Origin of the sequence: Pseudoalteromonas ostreae (assembly GCF_018069805.1) — a bacterium.
Classification (GTDB): domain Bacteria; phylum Pseudomonadota; class Gammaproteobacteria; order Enterobacterales; family Alteromonadaceae; genus Pseudoalteromonas; species Pseudoalteromonas ostreae.
Map to the genome: position 1 here is coordinate 1 of NZ_JAGPYN010000015.1, position 17,980 is coordinate 17,980.

The following is a 17,980-nucleotide window of genomic DNA, read 5'->3' on the forward strand; positions in this document are numbered from 1 at the left end:
ATCTATATACAGTTCTTATTGTTTTAAAAAAAGGTGTCGAAGAAAAAAGAAGAAAAAAGGGGTCGGATCACTTGCTTCATAAAAGAAGAAAAAAGGGGTCGGATCACTTGCTTCATAATACTTTGTCATGATTGTTCAGGTACTGGCATATGAGGAGTGTTGTGAAGCAACGAACCTGACCCCTTTACTTTTATTCTGACCCCTTTATTCTGAAATGCTGTATCAGCAAGGCTTCATACATAAAGAGCTTTACTCATCATTAAGTAAAGCAATGACGCTCTCATGACACTAAACCTTGTGAAGCTAAGTAGTTATTGCCTAATGCAATGTTAATTACTTTAGTTTTTGTCTAGCGGCTTGGTTTGGCAGTAGTTGCTCAACAATTTCCCTTGCTGGCAATGTGTAACGCACACCATCAAACATCACTGAGGTAAATTCCTCAATGCTCGTTATGCCCGTTAAAGTCCAGCCTTCACCACGCTCAGGGCAATAAACAGTGGTTGTTGGTTGTATTACTTTAAATTCATCGCTCATAATTTGATTGCTGTGTTATTAACTTGTATGCGCGGTATCTTAAGGCAATAATAGCGGGCTTGAAAGCCGTAATTTAATTTTATTTATGAACCATGAGTTTGCACTAAGCCGAATTACATTAAAGCCAATTAAGCATAGGGACTGTAGCGCGTTGTGGGCTATTTTGTCTGAGCCGTTAGTTGCTCAATATAATGATTATTCGTTGCCACTTACACGTAATGAGGTAAAACAACTGATCCAAGATGATATTACTGGCATGTATGAAGGAAATACGCTGCGCTTTGGAATGTACTTATTAAATACGTCGACCTTGATTGGCTGCATTGGTTTATATGATATTAGAGAAGATACTGCTTGGTTAGGTTTTGAGTTGTCACCAAATCATTGTGGGAATGGGTATATGTCTGAAGCATTAGCATTTATACTAACAAATATAACAGCCCTTGTTACGCCGTTAGGCAATGAGTTGAGCATTACTAGTTTAAAGGCTAAAGTAGCGCTAGAAAACACCCAAAGCCAGCAATTACTTCGCCGTTTTAAATTCATTCATGTAGCGAGTGAACAGTGGGTGTATCAACTGTAAATCATACTTTGTTACATAACGGTAGTTTAATTAAAAATACAGAAAGGGTATTGTTTTTAAAACAATCTTTACCTGACAGTTATGTTTACTCTATTAAAAAAGCTAAATCGCACCGTAATTATAATTCTCTTGAGTACAGCTGCCCTTATTGCATGCGCTATTGTTACTTATAAATACAACACGCATTACATTTCAAATTTTAAAGACGTCACTATTTATTCTCAGATCTTAGATGAAAATAGGAAAGTGTTTATTCGTTTACCTAGCAATTTTGAGCCAAATAAACGCTACTCCTTGATAATTAGAACTGATGGTAACTTTAATCTTACTCAGTGGGATTCCGTTTTGGCTGAGCTACCAGCGCAGCAGGACACAATTTTAGTGTCAATCCCTAATCAGTTTTGGACCTTTACCAGAAATCGTGATTTAGTGCCTCCGTATGCACGTCAAGATGTAAATACCCAGCCAAGACCTGCAAGTGAAAATGCAACAGAGCTGTTCGGTAAAGCTGATCAATTTTTGGCTTTTATTGAAAATGAGTTACTACCGTATTTAGAATCACATTATAAGCTAGATAATAATCGTATTTTGTCGGGCTACTCAGCAGGAGGGAGTTTTGTTTTATACACTATGAGCACAAAACCTTGGTTGTTTAACGGTTATTTTGCATTTAGTCCGGCTGCTTGGTACGACGACATGACCGTTGTAAAAGAGTTTGAGCAATTCTTATCGCAACGAAGCTTCACAACAAAAGATAATATACCGCTGTCGCTATATATAACAGTAGGAGGCGCAGAGCATCCATTAATGTTAAGTGCCTTTGCAGGCCTTAATAATAGCCTTAAAATACATGCTAATGATATTATTTGGAATAGTAGAATTAATGAAGGGTTAGAGCATTCTGAAAATCCAATGGTTAGTGTTAAGCAGGCACTCGATTTCTATAACTCATCGATAAACTAGTATGCGTAACGAAAAAATAAATTAGTAACAAACCAGAAAAGAACACATCATACTAAACATATTAATTAAGATAACTCTGCATAAGAGTTATTTTTAACTAAAGCTATCAAGAGGAATTATGAGCTTGATAAATCAAAGAGTAATCGTGAAATAAGTTGTCGCTAAAGAATAGATATTTTGCTGGTGAGTTGACGTAGCATTTTTTCAGGTTCTGGCACAGGTTCATTTAACCCTGAAATAATAGTCATAAAATAACAATCTAACATCACACTTGCTTTTATATCGTCAAACTCTTGCTGTTCATTGAACAGCCGTTTTTTAAACTCATTCATTTGCTGTTCAAAAAAAGCGGCTTGCCAAATCATATCGCTTATTAATATTTTACTAAATTCAATATTATTACAATAAAATTCAAACAACGGTAGGGCATAGTGACGCAACTTAAGCCTTGGTGCATGTTGGCAATCAGTTAAACTAGCCTGATGAATGATCGTATCTATTTGTTGCTGCATTTCTGCTTTTAGTAAGTCGATTTTATTTTCGAAATGACTAAACACAGTACCAACGGCCACATTAGCCGCTTTTGCAATTTCTCGTGTAGATGTATGAGCATAACCTTGCTCTAAGAATAACAGCCAAGCCGAGGTAAGAATTTTATTATAGGTTTGCGTTTTTTTATTCATTGCATATCAATTGATTATATTAAACTTGTGATAATAAAAATGAAGTCACTTTAAAAAGTGACTGTGCTCAATTATATTTGTGAGCACGCTCATTTAAGCAAGGATCTCATATGAACTTTATCAAACAAGTTATTGGTTACGGACTATTTATCCCATTTATTATTTTTTATTCTTACATGCTAGGACCATTACTAAAAGCTATTTTATTACCGGGGGGAATTTTAATGTTATGGATAATTTTAGGACCTAAGGAAGGTTATTTAGCTTTGACAAAAGCGTTTGCGACTAAAGATAAAGCAAAAAGTGTTATAGCACTAGGTACTAAATATTAGCAAAATAGGCTGATCAAATAATCAGCCTGTAAAAGTGTTCTAGTTATAATGTGTAATGAAAACCAAATGCAATGCCATCATCTTCTGATAGACCCATTTGATATTCTTGCTCTTTATCGGCACTTGAAAAATCACTAAAGTCTTTACGTGCTTCAATGTAAAAAATCGTATTTTCGTCGAACAGATAGTGAAAGCCAAGTACTGCAAATTGACGTTTAAAGTTATCGTTTGGATCAGCATTAAAGTTAGGTTGAATAACATAATCTTTGCCAGCATCGAAGATGTTATAAGCTAAAAATGGACGAATATCATTATCAAACTTATAAGAAACGAGTGCTTCTAAGCCAACTGCATCCTTAATTAAGCGACCTAAGTTATCAGTATCATGATTTTCATTTTTATTAATGTTAGCAGCAAAGTAGAACCCATCTTGCTCAAATTTACCCCAGGTTATTCCTGCACCATAAATAAAATCATTTACTGATTGAACTCGCCCTGATGTGTAGTTAACGCTTAGCTCACCGCGGTTAAATCCTGCGGTAAGTTTTAATTCATCACTTACTGAATAAGTAATGGCTGCGCCATAGGTTGAATTAAACGCCACTTTTTGCGCAAGGTTACTGCCATTATCCCACAATGTTTGGCAAGCTGACTCCGAAATAGCCTCTATATCACAGGTGTAAAAGTCATTATTTTTAAACTGAACTTGGGCTGCAAAGCTAAAGTCACCATAACTATTACGATACTGTAATAATTTATCGCCTCGACCGGTGCCGTTAATCGCGCCATCATCTTTGTTATACGTGTAAACACCGGCTGCATTACCGTCCCAAACTAGACTGTAATTAGTGCTATAAACTACGTCGTACCACGCACCCCATTGTTTACCTATTGTCACTTGGCCATATTTTTCATGTGTGATACCTACATAACCGAGTCGGTTATATAAAAATTCATCTTGAATAGACTCAAAACGGTTGTTATAGATAATATCGCTACTACCAACAGGGTTTACACCCCACTCTAATAAGGCTAAAGCTGACCATTGACCTTTTAGTTTACGACTAAAGTCAAAGCTGATCCGTGATGCGCCATTAACTATTTCAGTTTGCCCTTGTGTATTGATTATTCTAGCGTCAATAAAACCACCAATGGTTAAATTATTTTTTCCATCATCATAAACTTCAACAGCGTTTACGTTCGGTGCCATCAATGCACTTGCGATGATAACTCCAACTAATTTTCTATTCATTCGGTATTACCTTGTTCTATTTATCAGTGTCCTTAGGTCGCGCAGACTAACAAAGCTAAATTAATGACTAAAGTGAAAAAATATCATCAAAAAATGATAGAGGAAATTTGAATTGTTAACTTCTGTTCTTTTTACGCTCAACAGCATAATACTAGCATAATATATTGACCCTCATTAGCTTATTTTAATGCGCAGCAACTATAGCTCACAAAGCTAATAATTCATGGAAAAATAGGCCTCTTTGGTTTACACTCCAGTCAATTTTATTTCTTTGATTTTCCCCGTTGGAGGGTAGCGCTATCATCAGTACAGCTAACATCACCATGCAATTTGGTGCTAAACCATTATTTGAGAATATTTCAGCTAAATTTGGCGAAGGTAACCGTTATGGTTTAATTGGCGCAAATGGTTGTGGTAAATCGACATTTATGAAAATCTTAAGTGGGGAATTGGAGCCGTCAGCTGGTAATGTAAGTACTGATCCAAATGAGCGCGTTGCGAAATTAAACCAAGATCAGTTCGCTTACGAAGAATATTCTGTTATTGATACTGTAATAATGGGCCACAAAGAGTTGTGGGCAATTAAACAAGAGCGTGACCGTATCTACAGCTTACCTGAAATGAGTGAAGAAGATGGCATGAAGGTTGCCGATCTTGAAACTGAGTTTGCTGAAATGGATGGCTATTCTGCTGAATCTAAAGCAGGGGAGTTACTAATGGGCGTAGGTATTACAACTGATCAGCATTACGGTCCGATGTCAGAGATTGCTCCTGGTTTCAAACTGCGAGTGTTACTTGCGCAAGTGTTATTTTCAGATCCAGATATCATGCTACTTGATGAGCCAACAAATAACTTGGATATTTATACTATCAAGTGGCTCGAAGATGTACTGAATCAACGTGATTGTACAATGATCATCATTTCCCATGACCGTCATTTCTTAAACTCTGTATGTACGCATATGGCTGATATTGATTATGGTGAATTGCGTATTTACCCAGGTAACTATGACGAATATATGTTTGCAGCAACGCAAGCTCGTGAACGCTTATTAAGTGAAAATGCCAAGAAGAAAAATCAAATTGCCGAGCTACAACAGTTTGTTTCGCGCTTCTCAGCGAATGCATCTAAAGCAAAGCAAGCAACATCTCGTGCCAAGCGAATTGACAAAATTCAATTAGATGAAGTTAAAGCTTCTTCGCGTCAAACACCGTTCATTCGTTTTGAGCAAGAAAAACAGTTATTCCGTAATGCCCTTGAATTAACAAACTTAGGCCAAGGTTTTGACGATATGTTGTTCACCGGCCTTGAAGGCTTAGTTGAAGTAGGTGAGCGTATCGCTATTATCGGTGAAAATGGGGTTGGTAAAACAACACTATTAAATACTTTAGCAGGTCGTTTGACGCCAAAACAAGGTGAGTTTAAATGGTCTGAAAACCATAATATCGGTTATTATGCGCAAGATCATGCTGACGAATTTGCCACCGATATGAACTTATTTCAGTGGATGGAGCAATGGCAGCAAGAAGGCGATGATGAACAAGTTGTTCGCAGTTTCTTAGGGCGTATGTTGTTCTCACAAAATGATATTAAAAAGTCTGTAAAAGTAATATCTGGTGGTGAGCAAGGCCGCATGCTATTTGGTAAGATTATGATGCATAAGCCAAATATTCTATTAATGGATGAGCCAACGAACCACATGGATATGGAGTCAATAGAAGCATTAAACCTTGCGCTTGAAGCATATGAAGGTACGTTAATGTTTGTATCTCACGACCGTCAATTTGTATCCTCAGTTGCAACCCGTATTTGGGAAATCAAAGACGGCAAAATAATTGATTTCAGAGGTACTTATTCTGAATATTTAGCCAGTAAAGAAGGCTAAAGCTCAATTTACAAACTGATCAAAAAGCCATGCTAGTCATGGCTTTTTTGTTACTCGATATTCGCAATTTAACAATTAATACGTGTATAATGACCGCCTTTAATGCGGACATTAGTCCGCTGTAAGTATTAAAACCATTACTGAGGAGTATTTATGACTGTTGGCATTATTATGGGTTCCAAGTCAGATTGGCCAACTATGGAACATGCGGCGATCATGCTAGATAAATTTGGCATCGCTTACGAAACTAAAGTTGTATCGGCTCATCGTACTCCTCAACTACTCGCTGATTACGCAAGTACAGCAGCAGAACGTGGTATTAAAGTCATTATTGCCGGTGCCGGCGGTGCGGCGCATTTACCAGGTATGGCTGCTGCTTTCACATCGTTACCAGTATTAGGTGTACCAGTTAAATCTAAAATGTTAAATGGCATTGATTCATTACTGTCAATTTGCCAAATGCCAAAAGGTGTTGCAGTAGGTACATTAGCAATTGGTGAAGCTGGTGCTGCAAATGCGGGATTATTAGCAGCACAGATTTTAGGTTGTCAGCAACCAGAGATATTTGCCAAAGTTGAAGCGTTCCGTAAAGAACAAACAGACACAATTTTAGCTAACCCAAATCCAGCAGAGTAATATGACTATTTTAATTTTAGGAGCCGGCCAATTAGCACGTATGATGTGTTTAGCTGGTGCGCCATTGAATTTAAATGTGGTTGCGTATGATGTTGGCAGTAAAAAAATTGTTCACCCATTAACTGGGCAAATCTATACTACAACACTAGAGCAAGCCATTGCCGACGCTCATGCGATCACCGCTGAGTTTGAACATATTCCTGATGATGTACTTACGAAATGCTGTGAAAGTAATAAGTTTTACCCTGGTAAAGCAGCGATTAAAACGGGTGGAGATCGCGCCCTAGAAAAAGCATTATTAGGTAAAACAGCGGTCAAGTGCGCACCATATCAGTTAATCACTGAAAAGGCCCACCTAGAACAAGCCGTTGTTAGCTTGGGCAAGCCATTAGTGCTCAAAACCTGTCAAGCTGGTTACGATGGTAAAGGCCAGTGGCGTTTAAAATCAGATGATCAAATTGAACAGATATGGTTGGAAATGGCCGATTTTATTGCCTCCGGTACAGAATCCGCGCCACACACTATTATTGCCGAGCAAATGATCCCATTTGATCGTGAAGTATCAATCATAGGTGTTCGCGATAAAAGTGGTAACACCGCTATTTACCCACTTACTGAAAACCAGCATACCAATGGTGTTTTAACTTTATCTATCGCCGGTAAAGAAAAATCAGTGATTCAACAACAAGCTGAAGATGCATTTAATAAATTGGCTAATGAGCTTGATTACGTTGGTGTACTGGCGATTGAATTTTTCGATGTGGCAGGGCAGTTATTAGTCAATGAAATTGCTCCTCGAGTTCATAATTCTGGTCATTGGACCCAGCAAGGCACGCATTGCAGTCAATTTGAAAATCATATGCGAGCTGTCGCAGGGCTGCCATTAGGTAGCACACAATTACAACGCGTTACAGTGATGGTGAATGTGCTCGGACAAGCCGCTATTCCTCAACAAGTACTGAGCATTGCTGAGGTGACGAGTCATTGGTATGGAAAAACAGCAAAGCCTGGTCGAAAAATGGGTCATATTAATGTATCTGCTGCTAATCTTCATGAGTTAGGTGAACGCTTAGCACGATTGATGGAGTATCTTCCGGAGGAAGATTATCCCGGCGTGTTAGCGGCCAGCACCGCGTTGATTTTAAATTAACTAAAAAAGCCGAGTTCATCTCGGTTTTTTAGTCGTGCCAGCTGGTTATCAGCCCAATATACCGATTGTACGATCGTAACAAAGGGGTTATTTTGTCTGCTCGGATTAAAAAGCTCTTATATTTGCTTTTATTTGGCCTGTGTATCACCCCTTTGATTGGTGGTGGTAGTGCCCTAATTTGCGGGGCGCTGTTTGTAATTTTGCTCGGTAATCCATTTTCAGAGCTATCCCAAAAGGCGAGTAAATGGATGCTCAAAGCTGCTGTGGTTGGCTTAGGTTTTGCTGTTGATTTTAATCAGGTGATTGAAGTTGGTCGCAGTTCGCTGGTATTAACCATAGTCAGTATTACTGCGATCATTGGCCTTGGTGAAATTTTAACGCAAGTTTTTAAGTTAAATCGTAATACAGGGGTGTTAATTTCATTTGGTACGGCCATTTGTGGTGGCAGTGCTATTGCCGCGATGGCGCCAGTAATTAAAGCAAAAGATCACGAAGTCGCGGTTGCTCTTGGTGTGGTGTTTTTATTAAACGGTGTCGGTTTGTTACTATTTCCAACCATTGGCCATTATTTTAATCTAAGCCAACACCAGTTTGGCTTATGGGCAGCGTTAGCTATTCATGATACCAGCAGTGTAGTAGGTGCGTCAGCAGCTTACGGAGCTGTTGCACTGAGTATTGCTACAACCGTTAAGCTCACACGTGCGATGTGGATCATTCCCTACACTACGATTGCAGGTGTCTTTTGGCGCTCAGAGGAAAAAGCCAGTACTCCTTTATTTATTGTTGGTTTTTTAGCTGCTGCATTGATCAATACATATTTGCCTCAATTTTCGGATCTCTGGCAGCTGATCAACACCGTAGCAAAACAATTACTAGTAATGACTTTATTCTTAATTGGCAGTGGCTTATCACTGGCTGTATTAAAAGAAGCAGGACTAAAGCCCTTTATTATGGCAATTATTTTATGGGTAGTCGTAAGTAGTGTCATTTTGTTATTAATTTTAGATGGATATATCGTATGAAGAAGCAGTTTTCTATCGCCACATTAGCGTGCCTATTAATCAGTGGTTTTTCTAACTCAGCATTAGCCGTGTCATCTTTACGAGTAGCCACGTTTAATGTGAGCATGGATGCAACAAATTATGCAGAAAATGATAAACCCTTTGATGACAACGGGTTGGTAAATGCATTACTAAGTAATCATCCACAAATCAAAAATATTGCCGAGATCATTCAGCGTATTCGCCCTGACATTTTATTATTAAATGAGTTTGATTATGTCAGCAAAGCGCAAGGTATTGATTATTTTAAAACGCACTACCTTGCTAAAAGCCAAAATAAACAGCCCGCTATAGATTATCCATACAGCTATATTGGTCCGGTAAACACAGGTTTGAAAACGCCATTTGATCTAGATAATGACGGCCAAGCAACTGGTATTAAAGGGGATGCATTTGGTTTTGGCTTTTTTGAAGGCCATTATGGTATGGCCGTTTTATCTCGCTACCCAATTGATTTTGATAAAATTCGTACCTTACAAACCTTTAAATACAAAGATATGCCAGATGCTAAAATGCCTATTGATCCAACTACAGGTGAAAATTGGTATAACAACGAAGAATGGCAAGCTTTGAGACTCAGTTCAAAATCGTTTTGGGATATTCCGGTTACTGTAAAAGGTAAAACGCTGCACGTTATTGCATCGCACCCAACGCCTCCTGTATTTGATGGGGCTGAAGATAGAAACGGCTTACGTAATCATGATGAAGTACGATTGATTAAAGATTATATCGCCAGCGCAGATTACCTCTATGACGATCATGGTGTCAAAGGCGGGTTAGCTGAAAAATCACGATTTGTGATAGTCGGAGATTTAAATGCGGCTCCTGAAGGAGATAAAAAACGCCCAGAAACAACGGATCTACTTTTAAAAAATCCATTAATAAACAGGCAATTTACACCAACCAGTAAGGGCGCTAAAACCACTTACAGTGAAAAATATGCTGCGGCTTACACTGCAAACTGGCAAGCTCGTGCAGATTATGTGTTGCCTTCTATTTATGGCATTGAAGTCCATGACGGTGGGGTATTTTGGCCAACTAAAAATAGCGAGTTGTATCGGTTAATTAAAGATCGTAATGCATCGTCAGATCATCGCATGGTGTGGTTAGATATTTCTATAAAGTAACTTGGTTATTAAACAGCAAAGTTTGGCTGTTTGTCTGAAATTATTGCTATTACATAGGAGCTTCTGCTTAAATTGGGGGAATTACAATAACCTTACAGAAGCCCTATGATTTTTAAATCTTCTACTCAAAAAACCTTAATTGCACTTGCCGTCGCGTCCAGCGTTATGTTGTCCGGTTGTCAATCAACCGCATCTACCCCTACAGAGCAACCACAATCAACTGTTGCCAGCGTTGTTGTAACGCCTGCTGATACAGGCAGCAGCGCAATCACACTTGAGCAAGCAATGGCACATCCTGATTGGTTAGGCCGCCAAGCAGAGCGTGCATTTTGGGCTGCTGATTCAAAAACAGTTGTCTATGCGCAAAAACAACAAGGTAATGAGCTTCGAGACTTATTTACACAAGCTGTTGATAGCCAAGCGGCAAGCCAAGTAGCGTTAAATAAGTTGCATACATTAGGGGCTGGTGATGCCGTTTATTCAGCGGATCGTACACAGCAAGCCTATGTATTTGAAGGTAATATATTTGTAAAGAACATCAATACAGGTGCAATTACACAAATTACTCACGACAGTGCTAAACAATCTAAACCGCAATTTTTAACCGATGGTAATTTAGCTTATCGTCAAGCAAACACTTTTTATAAAGTAGATCTGGTAACTGGACAGCAAGCTGAGCTTGTAAATCTTCATTTGAGCGATGCACCAAAAGGAGTTACAGAGCCTGAAACTTACATCGCTAAAGAACAGCATAAACTGATTGATTACATTGCGCTGACCCATAAAAATAAAAAAGATAAACAAGCGCGCAAAGAGCAACTCAACCAGCAAAATAGTTCAATTGCCAATGCTCAGTTTTACTTAGGTAAAGGCAATGAGCTAGCCGATGTGCAGTTATCACCAAATGGTAAAGCCTTAATTGCTGTTGTCACTGAGGCCAGGCCTTGGCGAGATGAAGCCGACATTATGCCAAACTATATTGCTAATGATGCTCGGGTCAAAGCTGAAAAAGTACGTCGTCGTGTTGCTGATGACAAACCACAAACCTCGCAAGTTATCTACATAGATTTAACTGAGCAATCGCAAACAGCACTCGCATTTGATACCTTACCTGGTTTTGATGAAGATGTATTAGCGGCAGTTAAAAAAGAAAACTATGCCCGTGACGGCAAAACATATGAATCTAAAAAAGCACTTCGTGCTATCAACCTAATGATGGATTGGGGATGGGATCAAAGTGCTATCGTCTGGAACAAAGCTGGCACGCAAGTCGCGATTATGCTTGAAGCATGGGATAACAAAGACCGTTGGTTAGCTACTGTTGATGCTAAAAATTCCAAACTTGTTTCACAACATCGTTTACACGATGATGCATGGGTTAACTATGCTTATAACGATTTTGGCTGGTTAAATAATTCAGATACCTTGTATTATTTATCTGAAGAAACAGGCTATAGCCATCTATATAAAAAACCACTTAATGGTAAAGCAACACAACTTACCAAAGGTCAGCTTGTCGTATCGAACCTCACACTAACAGATGACGACAGTGCAATTTACTACAAAGCCAATGTTGAGCATCCTGGTCTATATGAAATCTACCGCGTTGATCCACAAACGGCAAAATCAGAGCAAGTAACCAACTTAGACGGTATGACCGACTATAAATTAAGCCCTGATCAAAGCAAATTATTGTTAACACATTCCAAAATCATGGCTCCACCAGAGTTATATGTTGCTGATGCAAAGACGAATACAGCTGCAACGCAGCTAACTCATACAGTATCGAGTGAATTTTTAGCAAAACAATTAATTGCGCCTAAAATTGTTGCGGTACCGTCAAGTCATACTGAACAACCGGTATACGCTAAAGTATATTACCCAGCAGACTATGTAGAAGGTGAGAGCGGCAAAAACCGCAAAGCGGTCATTTTTAACCATGGTGCAGGTTATCTACAAAACTCACACATGGGTTGGTCAGGTTACTTCCGCGAATTTATGTTTCATTCATTACTAGCCTCTGAAGGTTATGTAGTGATGGACATGGATTATCGCGCATCAAAAGGTTATGGGCGTGATTGGCGTACGGCGATTTACCGTCAAATGGGTACCCCAGAAATTGAAGATTTAGCCGATGGTGTTAAATGGATGGCTGAAAATGCCAATGTTGATACCGGTGCTGTTGGTACATATGGCGGCTCTTATGGTGGCTTTATGACCTTTATGGCGTTATTTACTCAGCCTGATTTATTTCAAGCTGGGGCTGCGCTTCGTCCAGTTACCGATTGGGCACACTATAATGGTCCATACACATCAAACATTTTAAATCACCCAGATGTAGATCCAATTGCGTATGAAAAAAGTTCGCCTATATATTATGCGCAGGGACTTAAAAACCGCTTATTGATCAACGCCCCTATGGTTGATAATAATGTGTTTTTCCAAGACTCAGTACGCTTAGTACAGCGTTTAATTGAGCTTGAAAAAGAAAACTTTGAAACGGCTATATTTCCAGTCGAACCACATGGTTTTGTACAGCCTTCTAGTTGGTTAGATGAATACCGTCGCATTCATAAACTATTTAAAGAAAGTTTATAAGCACTAAAATTTTAGATAACGCCAAGCTTATGCTTGGCGTTTTTTTATATAATTGATCAGCAGTGGCGTTGCGAGTACTATCCCACCAATTGCACCGATTAAGTGGGCATCAATAGCAACCCTGGAGGCAATTAATTTACTCACTTCAGCACTGGGGCCATGAAATTGTTCATAAGCAATTTTAAGCCAAATACCGATAAACAATAAACCGCCGCTTTTCATGCCAACTTCAATATCTTTGATTGCCCCCCACACAATTACACCATGCAGTAGTGCACTCAATCCGGTGTAAATATGAATATCAGGACAAAAAAAGTAAACCCCAATACCGCACCAAGTAGCCAAAAACAAGGTGTGCAATGCATATTGCGTCGGTTTTGTATGCTCAGCATGTAATGCCCATATCAGTATGATACCGGCACAATTTAATGCTAAGTGCGCCCAGTTAGCATGCACATATTGGCTCGTGATCAAACGCCAAACTTGGCCTTGATCAATTAGCTGGCGATTAAACTCTAAAATATCGTTTAAATTAAACGCTGCAAATAGGGCGCTTAATGCCATTAAACTCAGCGGGGGTAAAATATATCTGGGTTGAAGTGGTAAATAGACCATTTTATTCTTATTTTTACAGCAAAATTTTGCATATTGTGCCCGTTTAACTTTAAGATGCCAAACATCTCAATGCAATTAAGGTCTTTTTATGTTTTTACCTTTTAAAACCAGCGTCGTCTTTAGTTTAACTCTTTTTACTTTACCGGTTTTAGCCACTCAAGCACCACGGGAAGTACGCGAGCCAGAAGCAGCCACTGGCCATCAACTTAAGCAACATGTCACCGGTCAGCAGTATATGGTTGCTGCGGCAAACCCCTATGCTGCTAGAGCCGGACAAACCATACTCGCTAAGGGCGGCAGTGCAGTTGATGCTGCCATTGCAACGCAATTAGTGCTAACGTTAGTAGAGCCACAATCTTCAGGAATTGGTGGTGGGACTTTTATGCTGCATTTTGACAAACGTCATAATAAGCTAACCAGCTTTGATGGCCGCGAAACAGCGCCAAGCAATGCTGACGAAACATTGTTTTTAGATGAAAAAGGTAACGCGGCACCTTGGATTGAGGCAGTGGTTGGCGGCCGTTCAGTGGGTGTACCTGGTTTATTGCATGCCTTTGCAAAAGCGCATCAACAATATGGCACACTTACATGGGCGGAGCTATTTAAACCTGCCATAGAGCTTGCTGAACAAGGATTTGTAGTATCGCCGCGTTTACATGCTTTATTAGCCAAACAAATAAACCCTGGGGTGACAACACTACCGGTGATCCGTGATTATTTTTTCCCTGATGGTAAACCGCTTGCTGTTGGCACTGTTAAAACGAACCAACCACTTGCTGAACTTTATAAAAAAATAGCCAGTAAAGGCATTGATGCTTTTTATAAAGGTGATAACGCCAAGCAAATGGTTGCTGCGGTCACTCATTCGATTGTGGCACCAGGTACTTTAGTGTTAACCGATTTAGCTAATTATCAAAGTAAACAACGTGACGTAGTTTGCACCCCGTACCATAGCTATAAAGTATGTTCCATGGCACCACCGAGCAGTGGCGGAGTCGCTGTGTTACAAATACTCGCTTTGCTTGAAGATAAGAACATGGGTCAATTTAAAGCTAATTCTGCACAAGCCCTGCATTATTTTAGCCAAGCATCACGACTCGCTTTTGCGGATCGTAATGTGTATATGGGCGACCCCGATTTTGCAGATATTCCTACTAATGAGCTACTCGATAAACGCTATATCGAGCAACGGACAAAATTAATAAGTGAGCGAGATGAAAAAGCCTATGCAGGGCAACCTCGTCCATTACTGAGTTACGCACAAGATGATGCTTATGAATTGCCATCTACTACCCATGTATCTATTGTCGACAGCGAAGGGAACGCAGTATCAATGACCAGCTCAATAGAAATGGCATTTGGCTCAACGGTTATGGTAAACGGTTATATATTAAACAACCAACTAACCGACTTTGCCTTGTCGCCGCGCAAAAACGGCAAATTATTGGCCAACCGTGTTGAAGCAGGTAAACGCCCGCGCAGCTCAATGTCACCGGTGATGGTGTTTAATAACGATGGCAGTTTACGCTTAGTGGTCGGCTCACCCGGCGGTAGCCGAATTATCGACTATGTCGCGCAAGTGGTTATTGGCGTATTAGATTGGCAACTAACTGCTCAACAAGCCATTGACTTACCAAGAATTACTAATCGTAATAATTACACTAGTATTGAAAAAGGCACCGCTATCGAAACGATTATCCCAGATCTACAAAAACGGGGTCATACAGTAAAAGTCGTCGATTTAAACTCTGGCTTGCATGCGGTTGAAGTCATCAATGACACTTTGTTTGGTGCCGCAGATCCTCGCCGCGAAGGGATCGCTTTAAGTGAGCAAAGTATTGTTCTTAAAGAGCACGAAATGCCAGTGAATAAGCCTTAATTGACATCGTGATTTAATGTATAATCTACTTTTACGTGTGTGTTAAGCGCACACGTCTTATTTTCTCCTAATGGTCTGACAAGATTGAATATCATTGCTTTTTAGTATTCAACAGTAATAATGACAGATCGTAACTTAAAGACTTCGTTAAGCTTGGACTTATGACTACAAATACTGACCCAAATTATCTTTATATTCATCACTCAGGCCCAGGTCTGATCGAAACGCCACTTTTAAATAAAGGCAGTGCATTTACTCAAAAAGAGCGTGAAAGTTTCAACCTTGCGGGATTACTGCCTCCTCGCTATGAAACGATTGAAGAGCAGGTTGAACGTTGTTATCAACAATATTCAAGTTTTAAAGACAACCTAAATAAACACATTTATTTACGCGCCATCCAAGATAACAACGAAACACTTTACTATCGTTTAGTGCGTGACCATCTTGAAGAAATGTTACCAATCATCTATACCCCAACGGTGGGTGATGCCTGTGAAAAATTCTCAGATATTTATCGTAGCGCACGCGGTTTATTTATCTCTTATGAAGAGCGTTATCAAATCGATGATATTTTACGCAATGCGACCAAAGGCAAAGTAAAAGTTATCGTTGTTACCGATGGTGAGCGTATTCTTGGTTTAGGCGACCAAGGTATAGGTGGCATGGGCATTCCAATTGGTAAACTATCACTTTATACCGCCTGTGGAGGCATAAGCCCAGCCTATACGCTACCGGTTATGCTTGATGTAGGGACTAATAACGAAAAGCTATTAAACGATCCTATGTATATGGGCGCTCGCCATAAACGTATTGCACAAGATGAATATGATGAGTTTTTAGATCTATTCATCAAAGCCGTTAAGCGTCGTTGGCCAAACGTGTTATTACAATTTGAAGACTTTGCACAACCTAATGCAATGCCTTTATTAAAACGCTACCGTGATGAAATCTGTAGTTTTAATGATGATATTCAAGGCACTGCGGCGATTACAGTTGGTTCGTTGCTTGCTGCCTGTCGTGTAAAGAATGAACAATTGTCAGAACAAAAAGTAGTGTTTGTAGGTGCAGGCTCCGCAGGGTGTGGTATTGCCGAGCAAATCATTTCGCAAATGGTGTCGGAAGGTATTTCTGACGAACAAGCCCGCAGCCAAGTTTTCATGGTTGATCGTTTTGGTTTGTTAACGCAAGGCATGGAAGGACTACGGGACTTCCAGCAAGCACTTGCCCAACCTACAGATAGATTAGCTGATTGGACATACAGCGGTGAATACGCGTCATTGCTAGATGTAATGCACTGCACTGCTCCTGATATTCTGATTGGTGTTTCAGGGCAACCTGGTTTATTTACTGAGCAAGTAATTCGCGCTATGTACAATGGTTGCACGCAACCAGTTATTTTCCCGTTGAGTAATCCATCTAAGCAAGTAGAAGCCTTGCCAGAAGATGTGCTCAATTGGACACAAGGTAAAGCGATTATTGCAACTGGCAGTCCGTTTGCACCGGTTGTTTATGACGGTGAAACATTTGTAATTCCACAGTGTAATAATAGCTATATTTTCCCAGGTATTGGTTTAGGTGTCATTGCGGCGAAAGCCACCCGTATCACTGATGCAATGCTCATGGTGTCGAGTGAAATATTGGCAGAATCATCGCCTCGTGCTAATACAGGGAAAGGCAGTTTACTACCAGCGCTGACAGAAATTGAAACACTGAGTAAACGTATTGCCTTTGGTGTGGCTAAAAAAGCTATCGAAGAAGGTGCAGCACTTGAGATCAGCGATGATATGTTATGGGCCGCAATTGACAGAAATTACTGGTTACCAAAATACCGTAATTACAAACGTTGTAGTATTTAAACTATGCTAGATTAAAAAACAGGCTTTGGCCTGTTTTTTAATGCTTGTTCATTTTAAATTAACCGCGTACGGTATCTAATAACGTTATTAAAACTATTAAGGATATTTGTATGCGTTATTTACCATTGTTAGCCACGGCTCTAAGCTTCAATGTATTTGCAGCCAGTACACCCGATGCCCCACACCTTTATATTCAAGGCCAAGCGCAAATCACCACTATTGCCGATAATGTAAAATTAGGCGTTGCCATTGTTGAAGTAGATAAGGACTTGATGAGCGCTAAACAAAAAGCTGATCAAACGATGGCTAAGGCTATTAAATTAGCAAAACAGCAGGGGATAGATGAGAAAAGTATTTATGGCTCACAAATCTCTATTAGTCGCGAAAATCAATACAACCGTGAAACAGGTAAGCAAGATTTTATTGGTTACCGTGTTAGTCGCACACTTTCACTCACACTGACAGATGTAAATAAATATCCATTACTGCTGCAAAGTTTAGTTGACGCAGGCATTAATGAAATAAACCAAACTGAGTTCACATCGAGTCGTTACGCGTCATTGCAAAAGAAAGTGCAAAAAATGGCAATTGCAGATGCAAAATCAGCGGCAAAAGAATTTGCAGCTGATTATGACGTAGAGCTCAAAGGTTTATACAGCGCTTCAAATAGTCCTATGAATGTATCAGCTCAGCCCTATATGCGTGCTGAAAAAGCCATGCTATCAGACAGTAATTCAGGTAATTTCGTTCCAGATGCTTACCATGCCGGCGAAATCACGATTTCAGCAGACAGTTACGCTATTTATCTAATTAAGAATTAAGCCA

Annotated in this window: 16 protein-coding genes; 12 read left to right on the plus strand and 4 right to left on the minus strand. The window is 39.6% G+C overall.

Annotated elements, in window-relative coordinates:
- Positions 1-333: 333 nt before the first annotated feature.
- Complete coding sequence (locus tag J7338_RS13105) at positions 334-534, minus strand: hypothetical protein (protein ID WP_210797471.1); 201 nt, start codon at positions 532-534, stop codon at positions 334-336.
- An 85-nt stretch (positions 535-619) separates the two neighbouring features.
- Between J7338_RS13105 and J7338_RS13110 the strand changes: the two genes are divergently transcribed.
- Both J7338_RS13110 and J7338_RS13115 read left to right on the plus strand, forming a co-directional pair.
- Complete coding sequence (locus tag J7338_RS13110) at positions 620-1,117, plus strand: GNAT family N-acetyltransferase (protein ID WP_210797472.1); 498 nt, start codon at positions 620-622, stop codon at positions 1,115-1,117.
- Between the two features lie 81 nt (positions 1,118-1,198).
- Positions 1,199-2,080, plus strand: a complete 882-nt coding sequence (locus J7338_RS13115) for an alpha/beta hydrolase (RefSeq protein ID WP_210797473.1) — start codon at positions 1,199-1,201, stop codon at positions 2,078-2,080.
- Positions 2,081-2,241: 161 nt separating this feature from the next.
- Here J7338_RS13115 and J7338_RS13120 read toward each other — a convergent pair whose 3' ends face one another.
- Positions 2,242-2,763 carry a TetR/AcrR family transcriptional regulator gene (locus J7338_RS13120; RefSeq protein ID WP_210797474.1) on the minus strand — a complete coding sequence of 174 codons (522 nt, stop codon included), beginning with the start codon at positions 2,761-2,763 and terminating at the stop codon, positions 2,242-2,244.
- A gap of 110 nt (positions 2,764-2,873) precedes the next feature.
- On the opposite strand from J7338_RS13120, the gene J7338_RS13125 reads away from it, so the two are divergent.
- Entirely contained in the window at positions 2,874-3,095 is a 222-nt protein-coding gene (locus J7338_RS13125; protein ID WP_210797475.1) for a hypothetical protein, read from the plus strand.
- Positions 3,096-3,138: 43 nt separating this feature from the next.
- On the opposite strand, the gene J7338_RS13130 is transcribed toward J7338_RS13125, so the two are convergent.
- Positions 3,139-4,347, minus strand: a complete 1,209-nt coding sequence (locus tag J7338_RS13130; RefSeq protein WP_210797476.1) for a porin — start codon at positions 4,345-4,347, stop codon at positions 3,139-3,141.
- Between the two features lie 299 nt (positions 4,348-4,646).
- Here J7338_RS13130 and J7338_RS13135 point away from each other — a divergent pair, with 299 nt between their 5' ends.
- The 6 genes from J7338_RS13135 (at position 4,647) to J7338_RS13160 (ending at position 12,805) form a co-directional block, all read left to right on the plus strand.
- Complete coding sequence (locus J7338_RS13135) at positions 4,647-6,233, plus strand: ABC-F family ATPase (RefSeq protein ID WP_210797564.1); 1,587 nt, start codon at positions 4,647-4,649, stop codon at positions 6,231-6,233.
- A 153-nt stretch (positions 6,234-6,386) separates the two neighbouring features.
- On the plus strand, positions 6,387-6,869 hold the full coding sequence (gene purE, locus J7338_RS13140) for a 5-(carboxyamino)imidazole ribonucleotide mutase (RefSeq protein ID WP_210797477.1): 483 nt from the start codon (positions 6,387-6,389) through the stop codon (positions 6,867-6,869).
- Position 6,870: 1 nt separating this feature from the next.
- Positions 6,871-8,019: a 5-(carboxyamino)imidazole ribonucleotide synthase gene (locus J7338_RS13145; protein WP_210797478.1), complete on the plus strand. Its 1,149-nt coding sequence runs from the start codon at positions 6,871-6,873 to the stop codon at positions 8,017-8,019.
- A 92-nt stretch (positions 8,020-8,111) separates the two neighbouring features.
- Positions 8,112-9,041 carry a YeiH family protein gene (locus J7338_RS13150; RefSeq protein ID WP_215909085.1) on the plus strand — a complete coding sequence of 310 codons (930 nt, stop codon included), beginning with the start codon at positions 8,112-8,114 and terminating at the stop codon, positions 9,039-9,041.
- Positions 9,038-10,207, plus strand: coding sequence for an endonuclease/exonuclease/phosphatase family protein (locus J7338_RS13155; protein ID WP_210797479.1), 1,170 nt, complete (start codon positions 9,038-9,040; stop codon positions 10,205-10,207). Before J7338_RS13150 ends, J7338_RS13155 begins: the two co-directional genes overlap by 4 nt.
- A gap of 105 nt (positions 10,208-10,312) precedes the next feature.
- Entirely contained in the window at positions 10,313-12,805 is a 2,493-nt protein-coding gene (locus J7338_RS13160; protein WP_210797480.1) for a S9 family peptidase, read from the plus strand.
- A gap of 27 nt (positions 12,806-12,832) precedes the next feature.
- Here J7338_RS13160 and rrtA read toward each other — a convergent pair whose 3' ends face one another.
- Positions 12,833-13,420, minus strand: a complete 588-nt coding sequence (rrtA, locus tag J7338_RS13165) for a rhombosortase (RefSeq protein WP_210797481.1) — start codon at positions 13,418-13,420, stop codon at positions 12,833-12,835.
- Between the two features lie 88 nt (positions 13,421-13,508).
- On the opposite strand from rrtA, the gene ggt reads away from it, so the two are divergent.
- The 3 genes from ggt (at position 13,509) to J7338_RS13180 (ending at position 17,976) form a co-directional block, all read left to right on the plus strand.
- Entirely contained in the window at positions 13,509-15,299 is a 1,791-nt protein-coding gene (gene ggt / locus J7338_RS13170; RefSeq protein WP_210797482.1) for a gamma-glutamyltransferase, read from the plus strand.
- Positions 15,300-15,460: 161 nt separating this feature from the next.
- Positions 15,461-17,155, plus strand: a complete 1,695-nt coding sequence (locus J7338_RS13175) for an NAD-dependent malic enzyme (protein WP_210797483.1) — start codon at positions 15,461-15,463, stop codon at positions 17,153-17,155.
- A gap of 110 nt (positions 17,156-17,265) precedes the next feature.
- A complete protein-coding gene (locus J7338_RS13180; protein ID WP_210797484.1) occupies positions 17,266-17,976 on the plus strand; it encodes an SIMPL domain-containing protein in 711 nt (236 codons plus the stop codon).
- Positions 17,977-17,980: the final 4 nt, after the last annotated feature.

Excerpts from the sequence above, each read along its gene's own strand:
- J7338_RS13180 (WP_210797484.1), top strand. The coding sequence starts at position 17,266 with ATGCGTTATTTACCATTGTTAGCCACGGCTCTAAGCTTCAATGTATTT.
- purE (WP_210797477.1), top strand. The coding sequence starts at position 6,387 with ATGACTGTTGGCATTATTATGGGTTCCAAGTCAGATTGGCCAACTATG.
- J7338_RS13160 (WP_210797480.1), top strand. The coding sequence starts at position 10,313 with ATGATTTTTAAATCTTCTACTCAAAAAACCTTAATTGCACTTGCCGTC.
- J7338_RS13105 (WP_210797471.1), bottom strand. The coding sequence starts at position 534 with ATGAGCGATGAATTTAAAGTAATACAACCAACAACCACTGTTTATTGC.
- J7338_RS13110 (WP_210797472.1), top strand. The coding sequence starts at position 620 with ATGAACCATGAGTTTGCACTAAGCCGAATTACATTAAAGCCAATTAAG.
- ggt (WP_210797482.1), top strand. The coding sequence starts at position 13,509 with ATGTTTTTACCTTTTAAAACCAGCGTCGTCTTTAGTTTAACTCTTTTT.
- J7338_RS13120 (WP_210797474.1), bottom strand. The coding sequence starts at position 2,763 with ATGAATAAAAAAACGCAAACCTATAATAAAATTCTTACCTCGGCTTGG.
- J7338_RS13115 (WP_210797473.1), top strand. The coding sequence starts at position 1,199 with ATGTTTACTCTATTAAAAAAGCTAAATCGCACCGTAATTATAATTCTC.
- J7338_RS13125 (WP_210797475.1), top strand. The coding sequence starts at position 2,874 with ATGAACTTTATCAAACAAGTTATTGGTTACGGACTATTTATCCCATTT.
- J7338_RS13145 (WP_210797478.1), top strand. The coding sequence starts at position 6,871 with ATGACTATTTTAATTTTAGGAGCCGGCCAATTAGCACGTATGATGTGT.
- J7338_RS13175 (WP_210797483.1), top strand. The coding sequence starts at position 15,461 with ATGACTACAAATACTGACCCAAATTATCTTTATATTCATCACTCAGGC.
- J7338_RS13130 (WP_210797476.1), bottom strand. The coding sequence starts at position 4,347 with ATGAATAGAAAATTAGTTGGAGTTATCATCGCAAGTGCATTGATGGCA.
- rrtA (WP_210797481.1), bottom strand. The coding sequence starts at position 13,420 with ATGGTCTATTTACCACTTCAACCCAGATATATTTTACCCCCGCTGAGT.
- J7338_RS13155 (WP_210797479.1), top strand. The coding sequence starts at position 9,038 with ATGAAGAAGCAGTTTTCTATCGCCACATTAGCGTGCCTATTAATCAGT.